This is a genomic window from Mycobacterium sp. 050272 (assembly GCF_039023525.1).
In the GTDB taxonomy this organism is placed as follows: domain Bacteria; phylum Actinomycetota; class Actinomycetes; order Mycobacteriales; family Mycobacteriaceae; genus Mycobacterium.
This window is the reverse complement of the sequence record NZ_JBCHKV010000004.1, coordinates 89,385-115,235: the sequence shown is the minus strand read 5'-3', so window position 1 is coordinate 115,235 and position 25,851 is coordinate 89,385. Positions and strand designations below refer to the sequence as shown.

Here is a 25,851-nt window from a genome sequence, read left to right as displayed (position 1 = left end):
ACTCCGGGTAGCGGAAGTGGCAAAGCTCAGCTCAGGACACCCAGGGTCCCATGCCGCCGACCTTCTCGATGCGAATGCGGTTGAGATATCCCGGCGGCGCGTCGTCCGGCGGGAACTGCACATCCGGACTCCCCAGCTGCGCATCGAGTTCCCTCAGCAGTTCCGGGGCGCCGCCCTCGACAATCCGCGCCGTCCCGCCGATCGACAGGTATGGCCGGGGCCGGATGCCCTGGTCATCGATCGCCACGATCGTCACCGCTACCCGCGGGTCCTTGCGGATATTGCGCAGCTTCTTGTAGTCGGCCAGGTGGGCGCTGACGAGTTCATCGCCGTCCGGGGTGGACTGCAAGGCGACCCAGACCAGGCTGACCTGGGGGCTGCCATCGGGATTGATGGTGACCAGGGTGGCGTCGACACCCTTGCCGATGAGGTTTCGTGCGGCGTCGTTGAGTTCCATGCGTTGTTCTACGGCTTCCCGACACGATTCATTCCCGCTCACGACGTCGGAGTCTGTAACCCGCAGCGCTATTCCTTGAGAGACATTTGAATCTGACAAGTTAGCTATACATCGACGAGGCATCAGCCCTAGCGTCATGTAGGACCGAACGACCTGCCCAGGAGCTAGGAGCCGTAGGCGCGGCCATGACCGATCAGCAGCCCCCGACGAACATCGAGTACCTCCGACGTGAAGTGCTCGCCCGGATAGACGCGCACCCACTCGATGACTGGTCCCCCGCCCTATTGCGGGCGATGATAGCCGTTTTCGACTTGAACGGCGTCATGCCCAAGCCGCTGCACCGCTTCCAGCCTCGCATCGTCCAGTAGGCCGCCTGACTAAGGTGCTGTGGAGTACCGGCGGTCGGGTGAGGAGTCACGGCGATGGAGATGTGGGAGCTGGTGGCCCGCGAGCAGATCCGTGACACGCTCGCCCGATACAACTGGTCGGGTGACGCGGGCCAGCTCGACGGGCTAGCCGAGACCTTCTGCGTCGACGGCGTTCTCGAGGTTCGTGGTGCACAACCTCTACGCGGCCGATCCGAGATCGTTGAGTTCCTCGGTGGCGTCACCGGCAAGCTCGCCGTCGAGGCGGACGTCAAGCCGGTCGTTCGCCACAACGTCGCCAACATCTCATTCACCTCGTTGACGCCCGACGAGGCTCGAGTGTCCTGCTACTTCACCGTCGTCACCCAGATCGGGCTCGACCATTTCGGCCGCTATCGCGATGTCTTGGTGCCCGACGGTGGCACCTGGCTGATCAAGCACCGCAAGGTGTCGACGGATTGGGCCGCGGCCGACTCCGCGATGGCTCGGCCGTCCTGAGTGCTTGGCGGACAGTCGCTTTCAGTGTGTGTCCCGGCGTTTCAGTGTGGGCTCACGGCGACGACACGCCGATCATTCCCACCCTGAACGCACACTCGAAACCGTCAGCGCACATTCGACGTCCTAGACCGCTGAGCGGAACACCGCTGACGCACCAAGCGACGACATGGCAGGGTGGCATGCGTGGCCAATACCTCCGTTGAGCATGACCTGCGTGAAATCAGCACCCCGAAGGGCGCTTTGCGTTACTACGACTGCGGCCCGGATTCCGCTCCGGCGCTGCTGTTCTTGCACGGCTCGGGCCCCGGGGTCACCGGCTGGCGCAACTTCCGCGGGATCCTGCCCACGTTCGCTGAGCACTTTCGCTGCCTGATCCTGGAATTCCCCGGCTTCGGGGTCACCGACGACTTGGGCGGCCACCCGATGGTCACGGCCTTCGGCGTGGTATCGCCCTTCCTGGACGCGCTCGGAGTTGAGAAGGCGCATATCGTCGGCAACTCGATGGGTGGCGGCGTCGGCATCAACTTCGCCATCGGTAACCCGGACCGCGTCGACCGGCTGGTGACCATCGGCGGCATCGGCACCAACATCTTCAGTCCCAGCCCGAGCGAGGGCATCCGGCTGCTGCAGGAGTTCGTCGAGGACCCCACCCGGCAGCGGCTTGTCGACTGGTTGAAGTCGATGGTGTACGACCAGGCCCTGGTGACCGACGAACTCATCGAGGAGCGTTGGCAACTGGCCACCGATCCCGTCACGCTGGACGCCGCGCGCCGGATGTACGGCAAGGCGGCGTTCTCCGCGATGAACTCCGCGATGGCCGCCTCGGACCGGCCCTTCCCGTGGGCGACGATGCACAAGCTGGCCGCGCCCACGCTGCTGACCTGGGGCCGCGACGATCGGGTGAGTCCACCCGACATGGCGCTGATCCCGATGCGCACCATTCCCAACGCGGAGCTGCACATCTTCCCGAATTCCGGGCACTGGGCCATGATCGAAGCCAAGGCGGCTTTCGAAAGTACGGTCCTGAGCTTCCTGTCCCGTTAGCGGCGATCGCGAGGGCGGCGGCGCCCGATTAAGGCGCTCCCGCAAGGCCTTTCAGCAACAACGCGTGCGCGTCGGGGTTGCCGTCGAGCACCCGGCTGGTGCGGGTGGTGATTTGCCACTGCCCGTCGACGCGGCGCAGCACGAAATGGTGCGCGGTGGCGCGCCATACCCGGTAGGACCCGTTTTCGGAGCCGTCGCGAACCAGCACCAGGGACTCGCATACCGCCACCGCCTCGTCACCGGTGACCGTGACGACACACGGCCCCAGGAAGTGTGAACACCCCTTCTGCACTAATTTCTGGTGAGCTTCCGATCTGATCATCGCGTGCACATCGGCACGGCCTTCCATCCGCCACCCGTCGACGTCGTACACGCCGTCGGTCGCCCACAGCCGCGCGCTGGCATCCGGATCGCCGGCGTCGACCGCGGGACCGTAGGACGCGATCAACTGTCTGATGTCGCGGTCGTCCTCCAGCCGTCGCAACCGGGCCAGCAAATCCGCCACATCGGTCATCGTCGTCTCCTCATCGCTGGGTGGCGCCCGCGTCGACGGGCAGGACGATCGCGGTGATGTAGCGCGCCTCATCGGAAGCCAGAAACAGCGCGGCGTTGGCGACATCGACCGGGTCGATCCACGGCACCGCAAGCATATTCATCGCCACCGCGACCTCGGCGAATTCTGCGCGACTCGGCGGCCGGCGTTGGCGATGATGACGTCCAGCCGGCCCAGCGCGGCGACGCAGCTGTCGATCGCCGATGTCACGGCAGCCAGCTCGCTCACGTCCGCGACACCCGTGAAGCACCGACGGCCACGACGTTCGACTTCGGTTGCGGTACTCGATAATTCGTCGGCAAGCGCGGCGACGTCGAGGGCGATTACGTCGGCGCCCTCGTCAGCGAAACCGGCCGGTACCCTTGCCGGCGCCGGTGACCACGACGACCTTGTCGAGTAAGCCAGTCATCGCTGCACCCCCACCGAGAGTCCCTGCGCGCGCAGCTTGTGCAGGGCATACAGGCCGGCGAAGCCTGCGCCCACCACGGTCACGTCGACGGCATCATTCATGAGTAGGCACGGTATTGACCGGCCGGCCGCCTCGCGCCGGGCTTCCCGGTCATCGGACACGTATTTCCGTCCGCTCATCGGGATTTCCTTCGGGACGGGCGAGGACTGCGGTAGACCATTACTTAGCCCACACACGTAAGGACAAAGATATGAGCGACCGGGTACTGGACCGGGTAGTGGCCATGTCGGACCAATTGCGCGACCAGGCCGCCGAAGCTGAACAAATCGGCCGGCTTACCGACGACACCGTCAAGCTGATGAAGGGTGCGGGCCTGATCCGGCTGCTGCAGACCAAGCAGTACCAGGGCTTCGAAGCCCACCCCCGCGAATTCGCCGAGACGGCGATGGCCACGGCGGCGCTGGACCCGGCAGCCGGCTGGATTGTCGGCGTCGTGGGCGTGCACCCCTACCAGTTGGCGTACGCGGACCCTAAGGTCGCCGCCGAGATCTGGGCCGACGACGTCGACACCTGGATGGCGTCTCCGTACGCGCCGCAGGGTGTGGCGAAGCCGGTCGACGGCGGGTACATCTTCAACGGCCGCTGGCAGTTCAGCTCGGGCACCGACCACTGCGACTGGATCATCCTGGGTGCGATGCGCGGTGACGAAAAGGGCATTCCGTTGATGCCGCCGCAGATGCTGCACATGATCCTGCCGCGCAAGGACTACGAGATCGTCGATGACTCGTGGAATGTGGTGGGGCTGCGGGGAACCGGCTCCAAGGACGTGATCGTCTCCGACGCGTTCGTGCCGAGCTACCGGACCATGGACGCCACGAAGGTAATGGACGGCACCGCCCAGCGCGAGGCAGGGATGACCGAGCCGTTGTATCTGATGCCGTGGTCGACGATGTTCCCGCTGGGCATCTCGGCGGCGACGATCGGCATCGCCGAGGGCGCGCTCGCCGCCCATCTGGACTATCAGCGCGAGCGCGTCGGCGCCACCGGAACGGCGATCAAGGACGACCCGTACGTCATGCACGCGATCGGCGAGGCCGCCGCCGACATCAACGCCGCCCGCCAGGAACTACTGGCCAACGCCGACCGGATCTACGACATGGTCGCGGCGGGCAAGGAGGTCTCGTTCGCCGACCGCGCGGCCGGACGACGGACACAGGTGCGCGCCGTGTGGCGCGCGGTGGCGGCCGTCGACGAGATCTTCGCCCGCTCGGGCGGCAACGCGGCCCGAATGGACAAGCCACTGCAGCGCTACTGGCGCGACGTCCACGTCGGCCAAATGCATGCCATCCACGTACCGGGCACCACATACCACGCGGCGGCACTGAGTTCTCTGGGCGTCGAACCGCCCGAGGGCCCGCTGCGGGCGCTGATTTAAGGAGCCTTGGGTGACTGATCTGAAAAGCCTTGGCTACATTACGATTTCGACCAATAACATTGACCGCTGGCGGCACTTCGCGTTCGGCGTCCTGGGTTTCGCCGAGGGCAAGGGCCCCGACGAGTCCGCGCTGTATCTGCGGATGGATGAGCGCGCGGCGCGGTTGATCGTGGTGCCGGGTGAGACCGACCGCGTGCTCACCATCGGCTGGGAGGTCCGCGACCACCCGGCGCTGCAGCGGATCAAGGCGACGCTCGACGGGGCCGGGGTACCGTTCAAACAGTTGTCGGTCGAAGAGGCCGAAGCCCGCCGTGTCGAAGAGGTGATCACCTTCGAGGACCCGGCCGGCACCACACTCGAGGTGTGCCACGGCGCGGTGCTCGATCACAGCCCGGTCGTCACCCCCTTCGGCGCGCGATTCGTCACCGGCGATCAGGGCATGGGCCATGTCGTGGTCCCCGCGATGGACCCCAACGCTGTGTTCGACTTCTACACCGAAGTGCTGGGGTTCCGGTCACGCGGCGCGTTCCGGGTGCCGTTGCCGAAAGAGTATGGCCCGGTGCGGGTTCGCTTCCTCGGGATCAACGAACGTCACCACAGCCTGGCGATCGTGCCGGCCGCGCATATGCGTGACCCGCGTCTGGTGCACATCATGGTCGAGGTCGATACTCTCGACGCGGTGGGCCAGGCGCTGGACCGGGTCAACGCCGAGGGCTTCCAGCTCTCGTCCACACTCGGCCGCCACACCAACGACAAAATGATCTCCTTTTACGTCCGGGCTCCGGGTGATTGGGACATCGAGTTCGGCACTGCTGGCATGCGAGTCGACGAAACCTATTACACGGCAGAGGAAATCACCGCCGACAGCTACTGGGGCCACCAGTGGGTCGGCGAGATGCCGGCCGCGATGCGGTTATGACCCCCGACATGGACGTCACGCCGATAACGGCGTCGTCGATCACCGCATGGGATCACGAGGCCGACGTCGTGATCGCCGGTTACGGCGTCGCGGGTGCCGCCGCCGCGGTCGAGGCGTCGCGCTCGGGTGCCGACGTCCTGGTGCTGGAGCGCACCGGGTCCTGGGGCGGCGCCGCGGCGATGGCCGGCGGGTTCATCTATCTCGGCGGTGGCACGCCGCTGCAAAAGGCCTGCGGCTTCACCGATTCCGTCGAAAACATGGAAGCGTTCCTCAACGTGGCGATGGGCCCGGGCGCCGATGCGGACCGGATCGCCGACTACTGCGCCGGCAGTGTCGCTCATTTCGAATGGCTCGTCGGGTGCGGCGTGCCGTTCAAGGCGGAGTTCTTTTCCGAGCCCGGCTGGGAACCGATGGGCGATCAGGGGTTGATGTACAGCGGTGGTGAAAACTCCTATCCGTTCAACACCATCGCCTCCCCCGCCCCGCGCGGCCACGTCCCGCAGATGCAGAACAAGAAGCAGGGCGAAGCCAGCGCGGGCTACATGCTGATGAAGCCGCTCGTCGAAACCGCCACCGCGGCGGGTGCTCGCGCGCTCTACGACGTGCGGGTGCGGTGTTTGATCGTCGAGTCCGACGGCAGGGTCGTCGGTATCCGTGCCCGCCAGTACGGCACCGAGATGACGATCCGGGCGCGCACCGGCATCGTGCTCGCGACCGGCAGCTTCGCCTACAACGACGCGATGGTGGCCCGCTACGCGCCGCGGATCGCCAGGCGCCCGGCCGCATCGATCGAGCAGCACGACGGCCAGGCGATCCGGATGGCGCAGGCTCTCGGAGCCGATCTGGCGCACATGGATGCCACCGAGGTCGCGATCTTCATCGACCCTCAGCAGCTGGTGCGCGGGATCCTGGTCAACGGCCGCGGTCAGCGCTATGTCGCCGAGGACACCTACCCGGGCCGCGTCGGGCAGCTCACGCTCTACCACCAGGACAACATCGCCTACCTGATCATCGACAACGATGCCCAGGAAGAGGCCATGGCGTCGTGGTCACCGAAATTCATGCTGCGCCAACCGACATGGGTGGCCGACACCGTGGCGGACCTGGAGCGCGACATCGGCCTGGCACCCGGATCGCTGCAGGCGACCGTCGCCGCCTACAACGAGGGTGCCGTGCGCGGCGAGGATCCGTTGCTGCACAAGAAGCCGGAGTGGATCAGGCCGATCGGCAGCCCGGTCGGGGCGATCGACCTGCGCGAGAACACCGGCGGGTTCACCCTCGGCGGGCTGGCCACCACGCTGGACGCGGAGGTGCTACACGTCAGCGGCGAGCCGATCCCGGGACTCTTCGCCGCGGGCCGCTCGACCGCCGGGCTGGCCGCCTGGGGCTATGCCAGCGGTGTTTCTCTCGGTGATGGCAGCTTCTACGGCCGCCGCGCCGGGCGATCGGCCGCCAAGGGCTGAATTCTCTGATCTCTGCACGAGCGTAAGCACACGGCGGAAAAGCGGTCCGTCATTCGCGGTGTGCTAACGCTCGGGGTTTTCGTGTCTTATGTGACAGCGGCCACATCCCCGTGGTAAAAGTAAGTATTCCTAATAGGAATATGGCAGCCAGATAGATCCCGCCCCATGGAGGACCGATGTCAGGGACCCCGCGCACCGTTGCGACGGCAGAACCCAGCACTCCCACGGCCGTTATCGACCGCATCTCGCTGGTCCTCGACGCGTTCGACGGGCCGGGCCGGCTGACGCTGGCACAGCTCGTGCGGCGCACCGGCCTACCCCGCTCCTCGGCGCACCGGATGCTCGAACGCCTGGTACAGCTGCGCTGGCTGCGCCGCAGCGGGCGCGACTACGAGCTCGGTATGCGCCTGGTGGAACTCGGGTCGCTGGCCGTGCACCAGGACCGTCTGGTGCGAGCGGCCGGTCCGCTGCTGGGTGAATTGCATCGGGCCACCGGACTGGTCGCACACCTGGCGGTGCTGGACGGACCGGACGTGGTGTACCTCGACAAGGTCGGTGACCGCATGGCCGACGCGATCCCCACCCGGATCGGCGGCCGGCAACCCGCACATTGCACCGCCGTGGGAAAGGCGATCCTGGCCAACCGCGCCGAGGACGCCCAGGTCGACCTGCGGATCCGCAAGACCAAGTACTCGATTTCCACCGGCTCGCAGCTGGCCGCGGAATTGGCCAAGGTGCGCGCTCACGGGGTGGCGTTCGAACGCGAGGAGTCACTGCCCGGATTCGGTTGTGTCGCAGCGCCGATCGGCGGCCCGGGAGAAGCTGTTGCCGCGGTGTCGGTCTGCGGTCCGATGCACCGGATGATGTTCGATCAGCGACTGACCGCACCGGTGCGCATGACGGCGATGGGCATCTGGCGCAACGCCGAGGACGGCCCGCCACGGGTCGCCCCGACCCTGCAGCCGCTACGGCCACTGCGCCCCCAGCGTCGCGGTCCCGCGCCCGCGTTGCAATACGCGTGAGCCCGTTCGCCGACGGCGTCGCGGTCATCACTGGAGCCGGCTCGGGCATCGGCGCGGGACTGGCCCGTCACGCGGCAACACTGGGAATGACGTTGGTGCTAGCCGACATTGACACCACTGCCATTGCGGCGCTGCGCCAAGAGCTGTGCGCCGCAGGCGGATCGGCGCTCGACGTGGTGTGCGACGTGCGCGATCCGGACGCGATGCTGGAACTCGCCGAGCGCACCTACCGCGACATCGGAGCGGTGCGGTTGCTGGTCAACAACGCCGGCGTGGAACAGTTCGGCTACCTCTGGGACACGCCGGTGGCCAACTGGGAAAGGGTCGTCGACATCAACATCAGCGGGGTGTTCCACGGCGTGCGCGCCTTTCTGCCCAAGATGATGGCCACCGACGAGCCGGCGTGGGTGTGGAACCTGTCCTCGGTCGGCGGTGTGGTGGCCATTGCGTTGCAGGCGCCCTACATCGCGAGCAAGCACGCGGTGCTGGCGTTGACCGAGTGCCTGTATCTCGATGTGGAATCGGCCGGGCACGGTGACCACATTCATGTACAGGCGGTGCTGCCGGGCGCGGTGAAGTCCAACATCTTCGAGTCAGCGGGCGGTGTCGACGCGAGCGGAGACAGTGGCGTCGCCGAGGCGCAGCGGGCGGCGATGCTGGATGTCAAGGCCGCGGCGATGGATGCGAGCGCGGCAGCGGCGGCGATCTTCGAGCAGGCGGCAGAGGGGCGCTTCTACTTGCTTACCGAACCGGATTACGTCGGAGCGGCGATGGCCGAGCGGGCGAATGTGCTTGCGGCGCAGCGTCTGCCGTCTCATCGACGATAGCCAGCTCCCCGCGGCGCACCGCATCGAGGATCGACTCACGCAGCGCCGAACACACCAGGAACACCGCGCGATTGGCGTACGCCGACACCTTCTGGGCTTCGGCCCGCTGTGCGCAGCGCCGCGTCGCATCGGCGTTCCACTGCACACTGGTCTGATTCCAGCTGCTCTTGCGTACCAGCACCTGCGCGCCGCAGTCACCGCATGCCACGGGCAGCATCGGCATCTCATCGAGCCGATTGTCTTGCCGAGCAGGCGAATTCAGCGACATCACACCGAACCCCGAGCCGCGATGTTCGCCTCGACCTCTTTCATCCACGCCTCGTACGGCCGCGTGGTGTCGAGCTCGAACTCGAAACGGTCCACCATGTCCGGTTCGACATCGGCCACGTCGACGTAGAACTGCTCATACCAGCGGCGCAGCTGATAGACCGGGCCGTCCTCTTCGACCAGGAGCGGATTGTCGATGCGTGCCTTGTGCCGCCAGATTTCGACGTCCTGTTCGAAACCCAGCTTGACGTAATCGCCGAGCTGGATCGCGGTCTGCATCGGGTCGCCGGGCAGCGCTTCGGACTTCTTGACAATGATGCCGTATTGCAGCACAAAGGAATTCGAGTCGATGGGATAGTGACAATTGATCAGAATGGATTGTGCGTCACCATATTCGTAGTGGTACGTCAGGTCGTCGATCATGAAAGACGGGCCGTAGTAGGACGCCACCGACGTGTTGCCCAACATCCGTGCGCCTTCGGTGCCACCCATGTCGGGACGGCCCTTGCCGTCCATGTACTGCGTCGCGACGTGTCCCTCGAAGATGTTCTTGAAGTAGGTCGGCAGTGCGCCGTGGATGTAGTAGAAGTGCGCCATATCCACGACGTTGTCGATGATTTCGCGACAGTTGCTGGTTGCCACGACCGTGGTGTACCAGTGCCAGTCGGTCCATTCGTTGCTGGTGGCCCCCTCGATGCGCGGGATCGTCACCTCCGGCGGCGGCGGTTTGCACTCCGGGTCGTTCCAGACGAACAACATGCCGTCCTGCTCCAGCGTCGTCCAGGTCGCCGTGCGGGCCAGTCTGGGTGCGCGCCGCGCATAGGGCACCTTCTTGCATCGCCCGTCACCGCCCCAGCGCCAGTCGTGGAACGGGCAGGCGATCTCGTCGCCCTTCACTTCGCCCTGGGACAGGTCGCCGCCCATGTGCCGGCAGTAGCTGTCCAGGACGTTGATTTTGCCGTTCCCGCTTCGAAAGACGACAAGCTTCTGGCCGAACGCGTTGATCGCATGTGGCTTGCAGTCACCGAAATCTCTGATCAACCCCAGACAATGCCAGCCGCGGGCAAACCGCGTGGGTGCGGCCTGGGCCTCAATGAGCCGAATGTCGTCGGTGTCATGCATAGGCACGATCTAACTCCGCGGATCGCGTGGTTCGGGCTTGCCTGTTCCACTGACCAGGACGACTATTCCGCTGCCTGGTCGCCGCGACATACCGTTCTCGGCGTGACGGCACACAGCGCGACGATCCCCGCCGGACTTCCCGTGGCCGACACGAGCGTCGACTTGCTGGTCGTGGGCTCGGGCACCGGGATGGCCGCGGCGCTGGCCGGCCACGAGCTGGGGCTTTCGGTGCTGGTCGTGGAGAAGGCGTCGCATGTCGGCGGCTCGACTGCCCGCTCCGGTGGCGCGCTGTGGCTGCCCGCGGGGCCGGTGCTGGCCGAGGCCGGCGCGAACGATACGCAGACCCGCGCAGCCACCTATCTGGACGCGGTGGTAGCGGGTTCGGCGCCCGCGCAGCGGTCGACGGGATTCTTGACGCACGTGTCCGCGACGGTGGAGATGCTGCGGCGCACGACCGCGTTGCGATTCTTTTGGGCGCGCGACTACTCCGATTACCACCCCGAAGAGCCAGGCGGCAGCGCGGCGGGGCGCACCTGCGAGTGCCACCCGTTCGACACCGCACGGCTCGGCGCCTACCGCGCCCGGCTGGAGCCCGGCTTGATGGAGGCGAGCGTTCCGGTCCCGACGACGGGCGCCGACTACCGCTGGATGAATCTGGTGGCACGAGTGCCACGCAAGGGAATTCCGACGTTCGCCAAGCGAATTGGGCAAGGAGTGGGTGGCCTGATGCTGGGCCGGCGCTACGCCGCGGGCGGTCAGGGCCTGGCGGCGGGCCTGTTCGCGGGCATATTGCGCGCCGGCATCCCGGTATGGACCGACACCAGCCTGTTGCGGCTCGCCGTCGACGGTGATCGGGTCCGCGGCGCGGTCGTGGGGCACGGCGGCCGCGAGGTGCTGATCACCGCGCGGCGCGGGGTCGTGCTGGCCACCGGCGGTTTCGACCACAGCATGGACATGCGCTGGAAATTCCAGTCCGAGTCGCTGGGCGCCAACCTGAGTCTGGGCGCGGCGGCCAACACCGGCGACGGAATTCGCGCCGGACAAGAACTCGGCGGCGGCATCGATCTGATGGACCAGGCATGGTGGTTCCCCGCCGTCGCGCCGCTACCCGGCGAGGCGCCCGCGGTGATGCTGGCCGAACGGTCGCTGCCGGGCAGCCTGATCGTGAACCAGCACGGGCGCCGCTTCGCCAACGAGTCGTCCGATTACATGACCTTCGGCCAGCGGCTGCTGGACCTGGAACGCGCGGGCAGTCCGGTGGACTCGATGTGGATCGTTTTCGACCAGCAATACCGCAACAGCTATGTCTTTGGCGCCCAACTCTTTCCGCGGATGCACATCCCGCAGAAGTGGTACGACGCCGACATCGCGGTCCGCGCCGACGACTTCGCCGAACTCGGGACCCGGATCGGCGTGCCGGTTGCGGATTTCACGGCGACGGTCACCGCTTTCAACGAAAACGCCGCCGCCGGTGTCGATCCCGACTTCGGCCGGGGACGCAGTGCCTACGACCGCTATTACGGAGACCCGACGATCTCACCCAACCCCAACTTGCGTGCGTTGACCAAGGGCCCGTTCTACGCCGTTCGCATGGTGCTCAGTGACCTGGGCACCTGTGGCGGATTGACAGCCGACCACCGCGCGCGGGTGCTGCGTGAGGACGGCGCCGTGATCAACGGGCTCTACGCAATCGGCAATACCGCTGCCAACGCGTTCGGCACGACGTATCCGGGTGCGGGTGCGACGATCGCGCAGGGACTCGTCTACGGCTACATCGCAGCGCGGGACGCGGCCGGCGCCGACTAGTCTGCTTCGCGCTTGGCCTGGACCTGCTTTTCGACCTCGCGCCAAGAGCCTGGCGTGGTCCGCGGTTTGCCCGAACTACCCTTCGGCGCCGTCTGCAATATGCGGTCGGCCTCGTCGATGTCCTTCATCATCTCCAGGGCGAACTCGCGCTCGGCGGCGTAGTACTTGGCCGCCCAGCGCAACGCGAGCACCGAGTACGCCCACGCGGGTTCGGCTTCCGCCCCCTCGGCGTCCTCGACCGCCTTGCGGTGCCGGGCCTCGGTGTAGGCCACATACTCCTGCAGCAGTTCCTTGAGCCGGGGCGGGTTACTCAGATGTCCCAACGTCATCCGCATCAGCACGCTGTGTTTGAGCACTGGGGGGTCCACCGGTGCATCAGTGGCCCACTCGGTAACCGCGGCCATTCCGGCTTTGGTGATCTTGTAGAGTCGCCGGCTGCGGGTGCCTTCGTCGTGCTCGACGCGAGACGTCGCCAGCCCCAGGCCCTCCAGCTTCTTCAGCTCGGTGTAGATCTGGCTGTACGACGGGCTCCAATAGTAGAGGTCGACGCTCCAGTCGATCCACTTCTTCAGGTCGTAGCCGGAGACTTCCTCTTCGTAGGACAACATGCCGAGCAGCGCCCAGCTGGTCGCCGCAAGCGACCCTTTCACCGGATCTTCGCTGGTCTGCGCCACGTCGCCAGGTTAACAACTACGCACACTCGATCGCGCGACACTGACCGCTGGCCGGGACGCGCTCGGCGGATATCTCGATTACGCGCAGTGGGTGATCGACGAGATCGCACCGAACGTCCGTTAGCTGGGTTCGCTCGCCCTGGGAGTCCACGCCTCGCATGCGGTAGGACACGTGTCCTAGCGGCGACGGTGTCGCACCGACACCATGGAGGTGTCCGCACGAACAACGGGCAGTTCGCAGGTGCGGCGTCGTGGCGGTCGAATCCCCGGACGAAAGGTGCGGACAACCGTGGCTCGAAGATTCGCCGTTGCCGGCCGAACGCAACGTCTCTCCTCGTCCCGCCCAGCCGCACGCGCACTACCCACGCGGCTGCTGTGCCCGGGCCATCCTTTGCTGGCCCCAATCCAATTGGGCGCGTTGTACGCACCGAATCGGATTCTGATGGCGCCCATCAGCCGCACCCGCGCCGCCGACGACGGAGTGCCCACCCAGCTGATGGCCGATTACTATGCGCAGCGGGCGAGTTCGGGTCTGATCATCTCCGAAGGCACCTTCGTTTCGGCGCGGGGGCGGGTGTACCCCAACCAGCCCGGTCTGCACACCGACGCACAACTTGCCGGATGGGCACGCATCGCCGAAGCGGTCCACGCCGCGGGCGGCCGAATTGTGGTGCAGCTGACGCATTCTGGCCGCATCTCACATCCCGATATCCTGGACGGTCGGCGGCCCGTGGCGCCGTCGGAGATCAGACCCAACGGCACGGTGCACACCGCGGTCGGCAAAAAAACCTTCGTGGTACCGCGGGAACTCACTGCTCACGAAATAGACTGCACCGTCTCTGATTTCGTGTCCGCAGCGGGCCGCGCCCGCGCCGCCGGCGCCGACGGTGTCGAGATCGACGCCGCCAACGGATACCTGTTGAGTCAATTTCTCACCTACGACGCGAACTATCGACGGGACCCTTACGGCGGGTCCGCCCAGGATCGGGCGCGGCTTCCGAGCGAGGTCATCGGCGCGGTCGCCGAAGCCATCGGTCCCGACCGGCTAGGGCTGCGCATCTCGCCGGGCAATCCGGAGAACGACATTCACGAACCGGACCTCGAGGCACACCTGATCCTCGCCAAGCACGCCCGCGAACTGGGGTTGGCATATCTGCACGCACGAGTCCCACCCGAACGGCCGATCTACTCGTGGCTGCGCCGCCGCTGGCCAGACCGCCTGCTGCTCAATCGCAGGTTCCAGACGACGAACACCCGGGAGCGAGCCGTCGACGTCGTCACGACCGGTACGGCAGACGCCGTCACCATCGACAGTGCGTTTCTGGCGAATCCGGATCTGGTGCGTCGATGGACCTACGGCACCCAACTCAACGAGCCCCGCATGGAATTCCTCTACACCGGCGGCCCGTTGGGCTACACCGATTACCCGTCGATGTCGTGACGCGTAACCACACGCACACACATGGGGCGCAATCCCCCAATCGTCCGGATGGTGGCCGGCTTCGAAGAAGAGATAAAAGACGGAAGGCGGAGTTGACCGACAAGTACGCCGACGACTTGCGGCAGCTGTCCTTGATCGGCTGAGACCCGCCGGCAACCACCGAAGAAAGGATTGTTCTATGGAGATCAGCATCTTCAACAGCCTGGGCGACGGTGACGGATCGTCGCTGGTGGACGGGTACATCGAGGCCGTTGCACGCGTGGCCGCGGAGGGCTTCACCACCATGTGGTCGGCGCAACTTCCGTGGCAACTCGATCTGCTGACCGTGCAGGGGCTCGCACTGCGCGCGGTGCCGGATATTGAACTGGGAGTGGGCGTGTTGCCCCTCCAGGTCGCCCATCCCATGTTGACCGCCCAGCGCGCGTTGACCCTCAGTGCGCTCTCCGGTGGGCGGTTCAAACTCGGTCTGGGCGTGAATCATCCGCAGATGAGCGAGGAATTGTGGGGAATCCCCTTGGAGAAACCGGTACGGCGGATGAACGAGTATCTGGACGGTGTGCAACCGCTGCTCGCCGGTGAGGAGGCCCACGCTGTCGGCGAGACGGTGACAACGCGGGGCTCGTTACGAGTTTCCCGCATCTCGGCTCCCCCGGTCTACATTGCCGCGCTGGGCCCGCAAATGCTTCGCGTGGCGGCGCGGCGCACCGCGGGAACATTCACCTGGATGACCGGACCCAAGACGCTGGCCAATCATGTCGGACCCACCTTGCGGGAAGCTGCGGCCGCGGCTGGCCGGCCCGAGGGCACCGTCAAGGTACTGGCCGGCCTGCCGATCTGTGTCACCGATGACGCGGACGGCGCCAGGGCCCGGGCCGCCGAAGAATTCGCGATCTACGGCACGCTTCCGTCGTATCGCGCGATGCTGGAGCGCGAGGGAGTGAGCCGTCCCGAGGAGATCGCGCTCATCGGCGACGAAGCCACCGTCGCCGATCGCGTCGAGGAAATAGGTGCCGCTGGCGTCGACGAATTCGTCGCCTACCCGTTCGGCGACGACGAAACCATGGCACGAACCCGCGCCTTGTTGCGGAAGGTCACCGACCGCACCGCCTGACGGATCACCGGATCCGCAGTCCCCGCTTGCGCACCCAGAGCGTCGCCGCAATGGTTCCGGCCACCCACACCGCCACCGCAATGCCCAGGTGCACAAAGCTTTTCGTGTCGCGGCCGAACACCGGCCAGATCAGCGCGGGCACCTTTGTCCAGAGCAGCTGATGCTCTACCCCGTTCATCGGGTCGGCGAAGTAATACAGCGCGTAGGGCAGCGTCAACGCCACGATCCAGCCGCGGGTGCGGCGATGGTCGCCGCGCTGCCGCCAGCGCCGGGTCAGCGGCGCGACACCGACCGGGTGCAGCACCGAGAAGAAGTTGCCCACCCCGAGCCAGGACACGATGGGCACCGCGACGGTCGGGATCGTGATACCCAGACGCTGCGGGGTTTCCAGCCACAGGGTGAGCACCACCGCCGTCACCAACGTCGGCAGCCCGACGATCACCAGCAGGGACAGGTTCTTGATCACCAGCACCCGCCAGAACGGCACGCCGTCGGACACGGCCTGGATGACCCGATAATGGTCCGCGCCAAGCAGATTCGTAGTGGTGACATCGGCCAGGATCCACGACGAGAAGTAAGTGCCGACCAGGACCACCCAATCCTGGTGACGGCCCAGCGTCAGCGGCTGCACCGCCAACCACCCCACCGCGAAGATCAGGTTCGCCACCACACCCATCAACCAGGTCCGGGGCGGGGTGAAGGCCCAGCGGATTTCGGCCGCAACGGCCGGCCCCAACGGGCGACCCAAATCCTTGGCTGCCCGCTTGGCCGCGGCGGGACGAGGTGCGGATGCCCGCACCACCGTTCGCAAGACGGCACGCAACCGCGGGCGCATCGTCTCTTGCAATTCCGCCATGTCAACCCCCACACGAGCGACCACCCGCTGTCCCAATGCCTTTCGCTTGAGCGAACGTCACCGCGGCGTTGCCCCGATGAACCGCCGGTGCAGTTCCTCGGTGAGCAGGTGAATCTCACGAGTCAGTTCGGTGTTGGTCTTCAGCTCGAGCTCCTGGGTCTGGAAGTCGTGGTCGGCCCTGGCCTGTTGGAAAGCCGCTTGACGGTTCTGGCCGATCATCACGAACGTCGACAGGAAATCGCCTCCAGCGACACGACCAGAGTCAGCGTCGGCCACGGACTGGGTTCGACGAACACCATCCACACGCCGAATAAGGCCGCGTGCAGCCAGACGAAGTTCATCGATCCGGCAAATGCCGTGATCCGGTCCGCCAGTCGCAACTGAACGTTGTCGCTGCGCCGCTTGGCTTCCTCGAGGACAGCGGGGTGATGGATCTGCCCACCGCGCAGCAGCCGGCGCGGAATCAATTGGGGGTTGTGTCGGTGGCCGTCGGCTGGTGTCGCCATGGGAAGCCGTTCCTTTCTGCGGCGGTGATACGCGTGTTCGGTGTCCGCTGAGCCGCTACGGCGGACGGACGAGCCGCTGGCTAATGCTAGTGGCCGGCAAGCGGCGCAACGGCGAAGACGTTGACCCACAGGCGGTCTTCCGCCGTGGCGACGAGCGATTTCTCGCCCATGTCTGCAGCTGAACTCCCACCCCAGGTGGCTGGGTAGAACGTGTTACAGTTTGCCGATTCCGGCCGGTGGTGTCCGCCGGGTGTTTCAGGGGCGAGGAGGCCCGCATGGATTCCAGCGCCGGTGGCCGCGTGCGTTTCCTCTCAGGGAAACACCCTGCGGCACAGATGGATACGCCATAATGGCGGCGCGCAAGCGCGTCGTCGTGGCGGGGCTGGGCGACGTGGGCCTGTTGACCGCGATCCGGCTGGCCAACCACACCGACGTGGTCGGAATCTCAGCCAAGTCCGCGCTGGTAAGCGGCCAGGAACTCGGCGTCCGAATCTCCCGCCCCGGCGACTGGGCACGCGACTACTGGATACCGTTCGACCGGTTCCGCGGTCTGGACCGGGTCCGCACGGTGCAAGCCACCCTGACCGGAGTGGACCTGGCTTCTCGAAAGGTGTTCGGCCGCGGCGCCGACGGCGCGACGATCGCCGAGGAGTTCGACGCGCTGGTGATCTCCACAGGGGTGACGAACGGCTTCTGGCGCCAACCGACCATGGAATCGGCCGCCGAGATCGGCGCCGGGCTGCACGCCGCGCACAATCGCCTGGCCGCAGCGAGCTCGGTCATCGTCGTCGGCGGCGGGGCCGCGGCGGTCAGCAGCGCGGTCAACTTGGCAACCACCTGGCCGGACAAGCGAATTGACCTGTACTTCCCCGGCGAGGCCGCACTGGTCGGGTATCACCCGCGGACCTGGGACCGGATCCGCGGTCGGCTGGGCGCACTGGGCGTGGGCGTGCACCCCGGCCACCGCGCGGTGCTCTCGAACGGCGCCGGCCGCGACATCACCAGCGAACCCGTCAGCTGGACCACCGGACAACCGCCGGCCACCGCAGACGCCGTGCTCTGGGCCATCGGCAACGTACAACCCAACACCGACTGGCTGCCACCCGAACTGCTCGACGAACACGGCTTCGTTCGGGTGTCACCCGAATTGGAAGTGCCCGGCCATCGCGGCGTGTTCGCCGTCGGAGACGTCGCGGCCAGCGACCCTCTGCGCAGCTCGGCGCGTAACCGCGGAGATTCGTTGGTAGCGCACAACATTCGTGCCGAGTTCACCGGTCGACGGCTGCGCACCTATCGAACGCCGGGACGACGGTGGGGCTCATTGGTGGGGATCCAGGCCAACGGGCTGGAAGTCTTCCTGCCCACCGGCCACGCGTTCCGGCTGCCCGCCTGGTCGGTCCAGCGCGTGGTGATGCCGGGCCTCGTCCGCTGGGGCATGTACCGCGGGGTGCGGGCCAACGACCCGCTTCGGTAATCGCCTGCGCGCGTGAAATCCCGCCTCCGGTGATCCGCAAATTAGGCTTCGTACACAAGGTAATTCGTCAGGTGGCTCCCAACGATTACACAGGACCGCTGAATACCCTCTGAACGGCCGAATGGGCGACCGGACCGTGCTGCTGGTGACCATTGGAGTCGATGTGATTTCAAACCGCACCGAATGGGAATAGAGAGCGGGTGGGCGAGCCGGGGGTTAGTGCGTTCGAGAAGTTGGTGGCGCTGCTCAACTACCCGATGTTCGTGGTAACCACGCAGTCCAACGGGTCGACGGCCGGCTGCCTGGTGGGCTTCGCGTGCCAGGCCAGCATCCGTCCGCCTCGATTCCTGGTCGGCTTGTCCTCGCAAAACCACACGTTCCGGGTGGCCGCCGACGCCACCCATCTGGCAGTACACGTGTTCGATATCGAACACATCGACCTGGTCGAACTGTTCGGTAGCCAGACGGGCGACGAGACCAACAAATTCAACCGCTGCCGCTGGCACCGCGGCCCAGCTGAGTTACCCATCCTCGACGACGCAGCCGCCTGGTTCGTCGGCAAGATCGTTGATCGCTTTTCCCTCGGCGATCACGTCGGGCACCTGCTGGAACCGCTGGATGGCGACCCGCCGACCGAACAGGAGCAATGGGTGTCCTTTGACGATGTCCGCTCCCTGGACCCGGGCCACGAGGCATGACGGCATCCGAACAGCACCGCGAGCAGGCCGACACGGTGCACGATTCGCCCCGGGTGGGGACCGTCAGCGACATCGCGGAACTCGCGTCGTTCTATGCCGAGCCCCCGGACGGGGTGCGCGTCAACATGATCTACAGCGCCGACGGCGCCGCCGTATTCGGCGGTCGCGCCGGCCCGTTGTCGGGCCAAACCGACCAACAACTCCTCAAGATCCTGCGGGGATTCGCCGACGTAGTGCTGGTCGGGGCCGCCACCGCGCGCGCCGAGAACTACGGTCCGGTGCAGCTCAGCGACGGTCAACAAGCCGAGCGGCAGCGCGAAGGGCGCAGCAAGCCTCCCCCAATCGCCGTGATCAGCCAAACCGGCCGGCTCCCGGCCCGCCTCGTCAGCGACCCGAGCCATCCGCCGCTGTTGGTGACTTGCGCCCAGGCCGCGGCGCGACACGACCGCAGCAGCGATCAACGATGCGGCGTCTTGGTGGCCGGCGATGACACCGTGGATGTCGCACGCGCGATCGCGCTGCTGCGCGCCCACGGACTGTCCCGGGTGCTGTGCGAGGGCGGACCGACACTGCTCGACGAACTCGTGGACGCCGACGTGATCGCGGAGATCTGTGTCACCCTGGCCCCCAAGCTCGCCGCCAGCCAACCGGTGGGCCACCGACGGCAGCCGTCGCGATTGCCGGTGCCGGCCGCGTTGCGGCTCGAGCACGCACTGGCCCACGACGACTACCTGTTTTTGAAGTATCGCCGCTGACCGCGGGGCACCGAGGAGTCAGGGCCGCGGATATCCCCGTCGCACCGTGCGGTCGAGAATGCCCAGCGTCGCCCGCAGTGCACCCTCGGAGATCACCGGGAAAATCCCGGCCTCCCGCCACTTCGGGTCGATGTTCGACCAGTCGTAGAACGAGGTGACCACGGTGCCGGCCGCGTCCTCGGTCGGCTCGAGCTGGAAGCCGTAGATGTGGCCGATCTGAGGGCGGAGCTGACCGAGGACCGTCCACGAGATCAGTCGGTCCTGGTCGAACTCGGTGATCTCGACGGTGACGTCGTACTTGCCGAGTTGCGGGTAGTCGTTGAGCGCCTCGCGGTCCATATGCACGACGAAGCTCTCGCCGGCCGCCGTCACCGGATCGCCGTCGGCGTCCTGCAGCATTCCCGTGGAGTCGATCGCGACGTGACCTTGCGGGTCGCACAGCAGCCTGAAGATATCGGGCGCCGGCGCCGCAATGGTGCGCTGGATCTCAATGCGTTCGGTCATGCGTCCTCCCAGCCAACGTTGATGGGTCGGGAGGTACTTTACGACGCTCAGGCCGGTCGATGTCCGAAAGCGGATGGCCCGCAACGGCTGCCTCGCGGTCCCGCGACGCCCGTGCTGTGCTGCTGCGATGGCGCCGGCGACGGTGCTGTGTCACGGTGGATTGATGTGGCGGCGCAATTCCCGGTTGCATGTCCGGGCCTATTCTCCGTCTCGGCCTGCGACGGGCCAGTCCGGGGCATGCGCCCGGTTTCACTGCGGTGACACACGTTCAAACGATCGTCGAATTGCCTGTGCGACATCACCTTGCGCGCCCCGTCGTCCACTTTCGAGCGGTTCCCGAGGAGGACCATCGGCCAAGTGAGGAATTCAGACGACGATGACGGCTATCGCAATATCGCGGTGAACCGGCTGCGGCCCAACGAACTTCGCTGGGCGCTCAACCACGATTCAGTTCACGGCATTGCGTACGCGTTCAAGAACCCCGTCGCGGTCGCCGACTCCAGCGACGACCCCGACGACGACCGAGTGACCTACTTGGTGCGGATCAAACGCGACCATCTGGCCGCGGCGCTGGGAAACATCAACGAATGGATCGTCAAGAATCCCGGTAAGGCCGGGATTCACGCGTATGGCTTCCTCCGGGCGCTATCCAGGGAGGGCCTGAGCGAACGCCGGACCGGTGACGAGGAACGCCGTTGATGCTCGGCTGCTGAAGGCGCTTTCGGCCGCGCGACCGCGCGCTATCGAATTAGCTGGCATTCTCTCTATTCACCGTGCCTGCCGTTGGCCCAAACTATTAGCCTGATGGCTGGCACAGAGGAGTCGGCGATGGGTGAGACCGCGGGTTCGCGGGAGGGCTCGCAGTTTGGGCCATATCTGCTGCGACGTCTGGTTGGTCGCGGCGGGATGGGCGACGTCTACGAGGCCGAGGACACCGTCCGTGAGCGGGTCGTCGCGCTGAAGCTGATGTCCCAGACGCTGTCCAGCGATCCGGTCTTCCGCGCCCGGATGCAACGCGAGGCCCGCACCGCGGGACGACTGCAGGAGCCCCATGTCGTGCCGATTCACGACTTCGGCGAGATCGACGGCCAACTCTATGTGGACATGCGCCTGATCGACGGTCGCGACGTCGCCACCATCCTGAGCCGGTACGGGCCGCTGAAACCGCCGCGGGCGGTGGCGATCGTGCGCCAGATCGGCTCCGCACTCGACGCCGCCCACGCGGCCGGCATTACGCATCGCGACGTCAAACCGGAGAACATCCTGGTCAGCGGGGATGACTTCGCCTACCTGGTGGATTTCGGGATCGCCAGCGCCACCTCCGACGAGAAACTGACCCAGTTCGGCACCACGGTGGGCACCTTCAAGTACATGGCGCCGGAACGGTTCAGCGACTCCGACGTCACCTACCGGGCCGATATCTACGCCCTGACCTGCGTGCTCTATGAGTGCCTGACCGGATCGCCGCCCTACCAGGGTGATCAGGTCAGTGTGATGAGCGCGCACCTGCACCAGCCGATCCCGCGGCCCAGCGCCGCTCGGCCGGGCATCCCGGCGGCTTTCGACCAGGTGATCGCCCGCGGCATGGCCAAAGATCCGCTGGACCGATATCCCACCTGCGGCGATCTGTCTGCCGCCGCGTACGCCGCGCTGGCCACGCCTGATCAGGACCGGGCGTCCGATATCTTGCAACGCAGTCAGGTCGCCGAACTACCGGCCGCGTACGCGAGTCATGCGCCGCTGGGTTTTGCGTCCACTCCACCCGCCCTGGCGAACCAGACCCCGGGTTGGCCCCCGTCGGCGACCGGGATGCCCGCTCCGCCCAGCGGACCGATCCCACAGCCAACGGGTTGGCCCGGCGCTGTCGGCTGGGGTGATCCCTCCAGCGTCGGCACGGCGTGGGCCCAGCCGCCGGCACCCCGGCGCGCAAGCAAAGCGTGGCTGTGGGTCGGCCTGGCGGGCGTCGTCGTCATAGCGCTGGTCGGCGCCGTTCTCGTGGTCGCCCAGCCCTGGCGGTCGTCGGGACCGTCCTCGTCCAAACCGCCGACGACCCCCGACGGGGTCGAGCTCCGTGTCCTCGACGACGGTGTGCTGGTGGGCAGCACCGCGGCACCGGTCACGATCGACATCTTCAACGAACCCATGTGCCCGCCCTGCGGCAGCTTCATCCGGTCCAATGCGGGCGACATCGAAACCGCGGTGCACAACCAGAAACTCGCGGTGCGCTATCACCTGCTGAACTTCCTCGACGATAAGTCGCACAGCAAGAACTACTCCACTCGCGCGGTGGCGGCCACGTACTGCGTGGCGGCTCAGAACGACCCGAAGCTCTACATGAACTTCTACTCGGGGATCTTCGCCAGCGCCTTCCAGCCGCAAGAAGGCGCCCCCGAAGACCGAACCGACGGCGAGTTGGCGCAATTGGCCAAGACCGTCGGTGTCAACGCCGACGTGATCAACTGCATCAAGGCCGGCGACGACATGGCCACCGCCAAGGCGAAAGCCGACGCCGGAGACACGACGCTGGCCGGGTTCAATGCCTCTGGGACGCCGTTCGTTTGGGACGGCAACAAGTCGATCAACTACCAAGACGCGACCTGGCTGACCAAGCTGCTCGGGTGAGCCTCAGGAACGGACCGGGTCGGCGCCGTTGACTGCCGACAGCGCTCGGCGCACGTCAGCCGGCACCGACGTGTACACGGCGAGGAGGTCGCAAACCCCTTCTTGCCTATCGCATTCGATCACCTTCACGAACGCCTGATGGCCGGCGACCTCGAGCGCGAGGTCGTCAAACGGACAGACCGTCACTTCGGTGCGAATGCGTAGCGCTTCCTCGCCGCTGGCGATCACCTCGGCGGCATGTTGTTCGCCGATGATCTTGTCCTTGATGATCGCCATACCAATCGGTTTCGGCACCGCGAGACTGCTCAGGACCCGGTCGGTGCTGGGCAGCTGGAGGTCGTACTCACCGGCCAGGCCTCTGACATCGTGGACGGTCACCGGATCCTTGAAGCCCTTCGCACGGATCTGGAAGGAACCCAGAGTGCTTGCGATCCCGCTGATCTCGCGATATGTCCAATCGGACACCAGAACCTGGCCGCCGACGGTGTGTGCCTCGATGCGGGCGACCAGGTTGACCGTCCTGCCGACGGCGGTGTACTTCTGCCGTCGGCGCGAGCCAATGGTGCCGACCACCACCTCCCCGGTATGCACGCCGATCCCCAGCGCCAGCTCGGGCAGCCCCTGCTCGCGATGGCCCGCGTTGAGATCATGCATCGCGAGCTGCAATTCGAGTGCGGCGACGACCGCATGCTCGGCGGCGTTGTCGTCGGTGATGGGTGCTCCGAAGAAGACGAGCAGGCCATCGCCGAGGATTTCATTGATCGTGCCGTTGCGGCGGAACATGACGTCGGTCGCGCGCTCGAGGAAGCCGTTGAGCACCTGGACCACCTGCTCCGGCGGTAGCACCTCGGACAAGGCGGTGAACCCGCGAATGTCGGCCATCAGCACCGTGAGGGTGAGTCGTTCGCTGCTGAGGTTTCCTTCCGGGCGCGCCAGTAGCCGCGCCTTGACCTCTTCGGAGACATAGCGGCCGAAGATCTCCTCGACGCGGCGCTTCTGTTCGGTCAGTTCCTTCGCCTGTCGCCGCGCGTCCTCGCCAGCTTGCAGTTCGCGCACAATCGTGACGGCTTTGGAGATCGTGGTCCGCAGGTCGGCCACATCGAGCGGCTTCACTTGAAAGTCGAAGGCCCCCCGCATCATTGCCGCGCGCACATTCTCCAGGTCGTTGTAGGCGGTAAGCACGATGGTTTTGAGTGGACGGCGCAGCTTGGTCACCTCGGTGAGCAATTCCAGGCCGTTCATTTGCGGCATGTTCAAGTCGGTGATCAAGACCTCGAGGTCCGGGCTCGCATCCACCAGCTTCAGGGCGTGCACCGGATCCGTGGTGAAGATCAGGTCGTACTCGCCGCGCTGCAACTCCTTGCGGAAGCGGCCCTTGAACAGCGCCCCGACGTCTTCTTCGTCATCGACGACCAGAAGCCGCACCGGCTGTTCAGTCTCTGGCACAGCGGCCCCAATCATCTACGCATCAATTACGTTGCCAACGTATTGGGTTGGTGTTTGTTCACCAGGCAGTAATGCAGTGTGCACCTTCATCGCGTTGCCCGCGTCGGCTGAGGTTCTCGCGTATCGTAACCGACACGTACCCGCACCGAGTGCGATTCCCGACCGTCAGAATCTATCTCGCGGCTGAACGCAAGGTTACATTCCGGCTTCGTCCTCGCGAGGCATTCGGCGATTCACTGCCGCAACGGAATTCGGGCGCCCGCGTTTCTCGTCGTTGCCGCGCATCGGCGCCGACGATGTCCCTACACTGCGCATACATACGAACCGATGAGGCAGCGTGGAACAAGACAGCGATCCCCCGAACGTTCGGCGGCCTTGGCCGACAAACAGGGTCTTCTGGAACCTCGCCGTGGCGATGATCGGCTTCGGAATGCTCGTCGCCGTGGTCGGACGAATCTCCCTTCTCGGGTTGGGAATTGATCGTCACGAAGCGTTTCGACCCGAGCCGGTCTTCATCAGCATCACAGCCGGGTTGTTGATCGGCGTGCTGAACTATCTGATCGTCAGCCGGGTGGTGCGCCACCGTTTACACGTGGTCTCGACTCGCCTGATGGCGGCACAACGCGAAATCGCCGCCAGTGTGGGCACCGATGACTGGGAGCCGCTGACGATGCGGTACGGGCTGCCCGTGTACAGCGACGACGAATTCGGCCGGACGGCCGCATCATTCAACTACCTACTGAGTTCGCTTGATTCAAGTCAACTGGCCGAACGCGAGCTGCGCCACAGCCTGGTCGAACAGGCCAAGCTCGCCGCAATGGGAACGCTGACCGCCGGCGTCGCGCACGAAACGAAGAACCCGTTGAACTTCGTCAAGAATTTCGCCGAGTTGAACCTCGAGCTCTGCGACGAGCTCCGCGAAGTCGTCACCGAGGACGGCGAAGAGTTGGTCTCAGACATCGGGGCCAACACGACCAAAATCGTTCACCACGCCGACCGGGCCCTCGCGGTGATGGCGACGATGCTGCAGGTCGGCCGATCGCATGCCGGCGACGCACAACCATGTCATCTCAATACGATCGTCGAGCAGAGCGCCGGGCTCGCCGAGCATTCGTGGCGGGCCAGCCACCAGGGCGTGCGCTGCGCGATTCAGATCAGCCTGGATGACGATGACCCGATCGTGCGCGGCTTCGAGGGTGACCTCGTGCAGGTGATGATCAATCTCGTGATGAACGGGCTCGAGGCCGCGTCGACGGACGCCGACCGGGTCGGCGAGGTGCACATCACGGTGCAGCACGACGACCATTGGACGACGGTCGTCGTGACGGACAACGGGCCGGGCGTCGACCCCGAGACCTTACCCCGCATCTTCGAGCCCTTCTTCACCACCAAGTACCGCAGCGGGGGCACCGGCCTTGGTCTTTCCATCAGCAAGAACATCGTCGACAACCGGCATCACGGCGAGCTTTCCGCGAGTAACGTGCCCGGGGCAGGCGCCCGGTTCGTAGTAAAACTCCCGCTGGAGGCGGTGGCCGCCAGGGCCGCGGCACCCGCCTAGAGCGCTTGAGACCCAATCC

General features: G+C 66.0%; 28 protein-coding genes and 1 pseudogene. 17 read left to right on the top strand and 12 right to left on the bottom strand.

Annotated features, from left to right (window positions below; translation table 11 throughout):
* Positions 1-31: 31 nt before the first annotated feature.
* Positions 32-457 carry a PPOX class F420-dependent oxidoreductase gene (locus AAHS21_RS10500; RefSeq protein WP_342927896.1) on the bottom strand — a complete coding sequence of 142 codons (426 nt, stop codon included), beginning with the start codon at positions 455-457 and terminating at the stop codon, positions 32-34.
* A 185-nt stretch (positions 458-642) separates the two neighbouring features.
* Here AAHS21_RS10500 and AAHS21_RS10495 point away from each other — a divergent pair, with 185 nt between their 5' ends.
* The 3 genes from AAHS21_RS10495 (at position 643) to AAHS21_RS10485 (ending at position 2,364) form a co-directional block, all read left to right on the top strand.
* Positions 643-825 carry a hypothetical protein gene (locus AAHS21_RS10495; RefSeq protein WP_342927608.1) on the top strand — a complete coding sequence of 61 codons (183 nt, stop codon included), beginning with the start codon at positions 643-645 and terminating at the stop codon, positions 823-825.
* A gap of 54 nt (positions 826-879) precedes the next feature.
* A complete protein-coding gene (locus tag AAHS21_RS10490) occupies positions 880-1,320 on the top strand; it encodes a nuclear transport factor 2 family protein (protein WP_342927607.1) in 441 nt (146 codons plus the stop codon).
* A 183-nt stretch (positions 1,321-1,503) separates the two neighbouring features.
* Positions 1,504-2,364 carry an alpha/beta fold hydrolase gene (locus AAHS21_RS10485; protein ID WP_342927606.1) on the top strand — a complete coding sequence of 287 codons (861 nt, stop codon included), beginning with the start codon at positions 1,504-1,506 and terminating at the stop codon, positions 2,362-2,364.
* A gap of 28 nt (positions 2,365-2,392) precedes the next feature.
* On the opposite strand, the gene AAHS21_RS10480 is transcribed toward AAHS21_RS10485, so the two are convergent.
* The 3 genes and pseudogenes from AAHS21_RS10480 to AAHS21_RS10470 form a co-directional block, all read right to left on the bottom strand.
* The gene (locus AAHS21_RS10480) at positions 2,393-2,878 is read right to left on the bottom strand and encodes a nuclear transport factor 2 family protein (RefSeq protein ID WP_342927605.1); all 486 of its coding nucleotides are present in this window, start codon (positions 2,876-2,878) and stop codon (positions 2,393-2,395) included.
* Between the two features lie 10 nt (positions 2,879-2,888).
* Positions 2,889-3,326 (bottom strand): annotated as a pseudogene (locus tag AAHS21_RS10475) (SDR family oxidoreductase).
* Positions 3,323-3,505 carry a hypothetical protein gene (locus AAHS21_RS10470; protein ID WP_342927917.1) on the bottom strand — a complete coding sequence of 61 codons (183 nt, stop codon included), beginning with the start codon at positions 3,503-3,505 and terminating at the stop codon, positions 3,323-3,325. Before AAHS21_RS10470 ends, AAHS21_RS10475 begins: the two are co-directional and overlap by 4 nt.
* A gap of 71 nt (positions 3,506-3,576) precedes the next feature.
* Here AAHS21_RS10470 and AAHS21_RS10465 point away from each other — a divergent pair, with 71 nt between their 5' ends.
* The 5 genes from AAHS21_RS10465 (at position 3,577) to AAHS21_RS10445 (ending at position 8,992) form a co-directional block, all read left to right on the top strand.
* Entirely contained in the window at positions 3,577-4,761 is a 1,185-nt protein-coding gene (locus AAHS21_RS10465; RefSeq protein ID WP_342927604.1) for an acyl-CoA dehydrogenase family protein, read from the top strand.
* Positions 4,762-4,771: 10 nt separating this feature from the next.
* Positions 4,772-5,680 carry a biphenyl-2,3-diol 1,2-dioxygenase gene (bphC, locus tag AAHS21_RS10460; RefSeq protein WP_342927603.1) on the top strand — a complete coding sequence of 303 codons (909 nt, stop codon included), beginning with the start codon at positions 4,772-4,774 and terminating at the stop codon, positions 5,678-5,680.
* The gene (locus AAHS21_RS10455) at positions 5,677-7,143 is read left to right on the top strand and encodes an FAD-dependent oxidoreductase (RefSeq protein ID WP_342927602.1); all 1,467 of its coding nucleotides are present in this window, start codon (positions 5,677-5,679) and stop codon (positions 7,141-7,143) included. Before bphC ends, AAHS21_RS10455 begins: the two co-directional genes overlap by 4 nt.
* Before the next feature lie 176 nt (positions 7,144-7,319).
* A complete protein-coding gene (locus AAHS21_RS10450) occupies positions 7,320-8,165 on the top strand; it encodes an IclR family transcriptional regulator (RefSeq protein ID WP_342927601.1) in 846 nt (281 codons plus the stop codon).
* Positions 8,162-8,992, top strand: coding sequence for an SDR family NAD(P)-dependent oxidoreductase (locus tag AAHS21_RS10445; RefSeq protein ID WP_342927600.1), 831 nt, complete (start codon positions 8,162-8,164; stop codon positions 8,990-8,992). The genes AAHS21_RS10450 and AAHS21_RS10445 overlap by 4 nt, the downstream gene beginning before the upstream one ends.
* On the opposite strand, the gene AAHS21_RS10440 is transcribed toward AAHS21_RS10445, so the two are convergent.
* Together AAHS21_RS10440 and AAHS21_RS10435 are read right to left on the bottom strand one after the other, a co-directional pair.
* Positions 8,907-9,260, bottom strand: coding sequence for a ferredoxin (locus AAHS21_RS10440; RefSeq protein ID WP_342927599.1), 354 nt, complete (start codon positions 9,258-9,260; stop codon positions 8,907-8,909). The genes AAHS21_RS10445 and AAHS21_RS10440 overlap by 86 nt on opposite strands.
* Entirely contained in the window at positions 9,260-10,381 is a 1,122-nt protein-coding gene (locus AAHS21_RS10435; RefSeq protein WP_342927895.1) for a Rieske 2Fe-2S domain-containing protein, read from the bottom strand. The genes AAHS21_RS10440 and AAHS21_RS10435 overlap by 1 nt, the downstream gene beginning before the upstream one ends.
* A gap of 102 nt (positions 10,382-10,483) precedes the next feature.
* On the opposite strand from AAHS21_RS10435, the gene AAHS21_RS10430 reads away from it, so the two are divergent.
* Positions 10,484-12,187 carry a 3-ketosteroid-delta-1-dehydrogenase gene (locus AAHS21_RS10430; protein ID WP_342927598.1) on the top strand — a complete coding sequence of 568 codons (1,704 nt, stop codon included), beginning with the start codon at positions 10,484-10,486 and terminating at the stop codon, positions 12,185-12,187.
* Here AAHS21_RS10430 and AAHS21_RS10425 read toward each other — a convergent pair.
* The gene (locus AAHS21_RS10425) at positions 12,184-12,795 is read right to left on the bottom strand and encodes a PadR family transcriptional regulator (RefSeq protein WP_342927894.1); all 612 of its coding nucleotides are present in this window, start codon (positions 12,793-12,795) and stop codon (positions 12,184-12,186) included. The genes AAHS21_RS10430 and AAHS21_RS10425 overlap by 4 nt on opposite strands.
* Positions 12,796-13,066: 271 nt before the next feature.
* Here AAHS21_RS10425 and AAHS21_RS10420 point away from each other — a divergent pair, with 271 nt between their 5' ends.
* Together AAHS21_RS10420 and AAHS21_RS10415 are read left to right on the top strand one after the other, a co-directional pair.
* On the top strand, positions 13,067-14,302 hold the full coding sequence (locus AAHS21_RS10420; RefSeq protein WP_342927597.1) for an alkene reductase: 1,236 nt from the start codon (positions 13,067-13,069) through the stop codon (positions 14,300-14,302).
* Between the two features lie 178 nt (positions 14,303-14,480).
* Entirely contained in the window at positions 14,481-15,413 is a 933-nt protein-coding gene (locus AAHS21_RS10415) for a TIGR03564 family F420-dependent LLM class oxidoreductase (protein ID WP_342927596.1), read from the top strand.
* A gap of 4 nt (positions 15,414-15,417) precedes the next feature.
* Here the strand turns inward: AAHS21_RS10415 and AAHS21_RS10410 are convergent, their stop codons facing one another.
* The 3 genes from AAHS21_RS10410 to AAHS21_RS10400 are packed head-to-tail and all read right to left on the bottom strand — an operon-like array spanning position 15,418 to position 16,775.
* On the bottom strand, positions 15,418-16,269 hold the full coding sequence (locus AAHS21_RS10410) for a hypothetical protein (protein WP_342927595.1): 852 nt from the start codon (positions 16,267-16,269) through the stop codon (positions 15,418-15,420).
* 57 nt (positions 16,270-16,326) lie between these two features.
* On the bottom strand, positions 16,327-16,488 hold the full coding sequence (locus AAHS21_RS10405; protein ID WP_342927893.1) for a hypothetical protein: 162 nt from the start codon (positions 16,486-16,488) through the stop codon (positions 16,327-16,329).
* Positions 16,488-16,775 (bottom strand): hypothetical protein, encoded by a 288-nt coding sequence (locus AAHS21_RS10400; protein ID WP_342927594.1) that lies wholly within the window; start codon positions 16,773-16,775, stop codon positions 16,488-16,490. The genes AAHS21_RS10405 and AAHS21_RS10400 overlap by 1 nt, the downstream gene beginning before the upstream one ends.
* Before the next feature lie 349 nt (positions 16,776-17,124).
* On the opposite strand from AAHS21_RS10400, the gene AAHS21_RS10395 reads away from it, so the two are divergent.
* The 3 genes from AAHS21_RS10395 to AAHS21_RS10385 all read left to right on the top strand — a co-directional run bounded on the left by AAHS21_RS10395 (position 17,125) and on the right by AAHS21_RS10385 (position 19,702).
* Positions 17,125-18,249, top strand: coding sequence for an FAD-dependent oxidoreductase (locus AAHS21_RS10395; protein ID WP_342927593.1), 1,125 nt, complete (start codon positions 17,125-17,127; stop codon positions 18,247-18,249).
* Between the two features lie 257 nt (positions 18,250-18,506).
* Positions 18,507-18,947, top strand: a complete 441-nt coding sequence (locus tag AAHS21_RS10390) for a flavin reductase family protein (protein WP_342927892.1) — start codon at positions 18,507-18,509, stop codon at positions 18,945-18,947.
* Positions 18,948-18,982: 35 nt separating this feature from the next.
* Positions 18,983-19,702: a pyrimidine reductase family protein gene (locus AAHS21_RS10385; RefSeq protein WP_342927891.1), complete on the top strand. Its 720-nt coding sequence runs from the start codon at positions 18,983-18,985 to the stop codon at positions 19,700-19,702.
* Between the two features lie 18 nt (positions 19,703-19,720).
* On the opposite strand, the gene AAHS21_RS10380 is transcribed toward AAHS21_RS10385, so the two are convergent.
* Entirely contained in the window at positions 19,721-20,206 is a 486-nt protein-coding gene (locus tag AAHS21_RS10380; RefSeq protein ID WP_342927592.1) for a polyketide cyclase, read from the bottom strand.
* A 357-nt stretch (positions 20,207-20,563) separates the two neighbouring features.
* Between AAHS21_RS10380 and AAHS21_RS10375 the strand changes: the two genes are divergently transcribed.
* The gene (locus AAHS21_RS10375; protein WP_342927591.1) at positions 20,564-20,905 is read left to right on the top strand and encodes a hypothetical protein; all 342 of its coding nucleotides are present in this window, start codon (positions 20,564-20,566) and stop codon (positions 20,903-20,905) included.
* A gap of 129 nt (positions 20,906-21,034) precedes the next feature.
* Positions 21,035-22,828: a protein kinase gene (locus AAHS21_RS10370; RefSeq protein WP_342927890.1), complete on the top strand. Its 1,794-nt coding sequence runs from the start codon at positions 21,035-21,037 to the stop codon at positions 22,826-22,828.
* A gap of 3 nt (positions 22,829-22,831) precedes the next feature.
* Here AAHS21_RS10370 and AAHS21_RS10365 read toward each other — a convergent pair whose 3' ends face one another.
* Positions 22,832-24,274 carry an adenylate/guanylate cyclase domain-containing protein gene (locus AAHS21_RS10365; protein WP_342927590.1) on the bottom strand — a complete coding sequence of 481 codons (1,443 nt, stop codon included), beginning with the start codon at positions 24,272-24,274 and terminating at the stop codon, positions 22,832-22,834.
* A gap of 337 nt (positions 24,275-24,611) precedes the next feature.
* Between AAHS21_RS10365 and AAHS21_RS10360 the strand changes: the two genes are divergently transcribed.
* On the top strand, positions 24,612-25,832 hold the full coding sequence (locus AAHS21_RS10360; RefSeq protein WP_342927589.1) for an ATP-binding protein: 1,221 nt from the start codon (positions 24,612-24,614) through the stop codon (positions 25,830-25,832).
* The last annotated feature ends 19 nt before the right edge of the window (positions 25,833-25,851 follow it).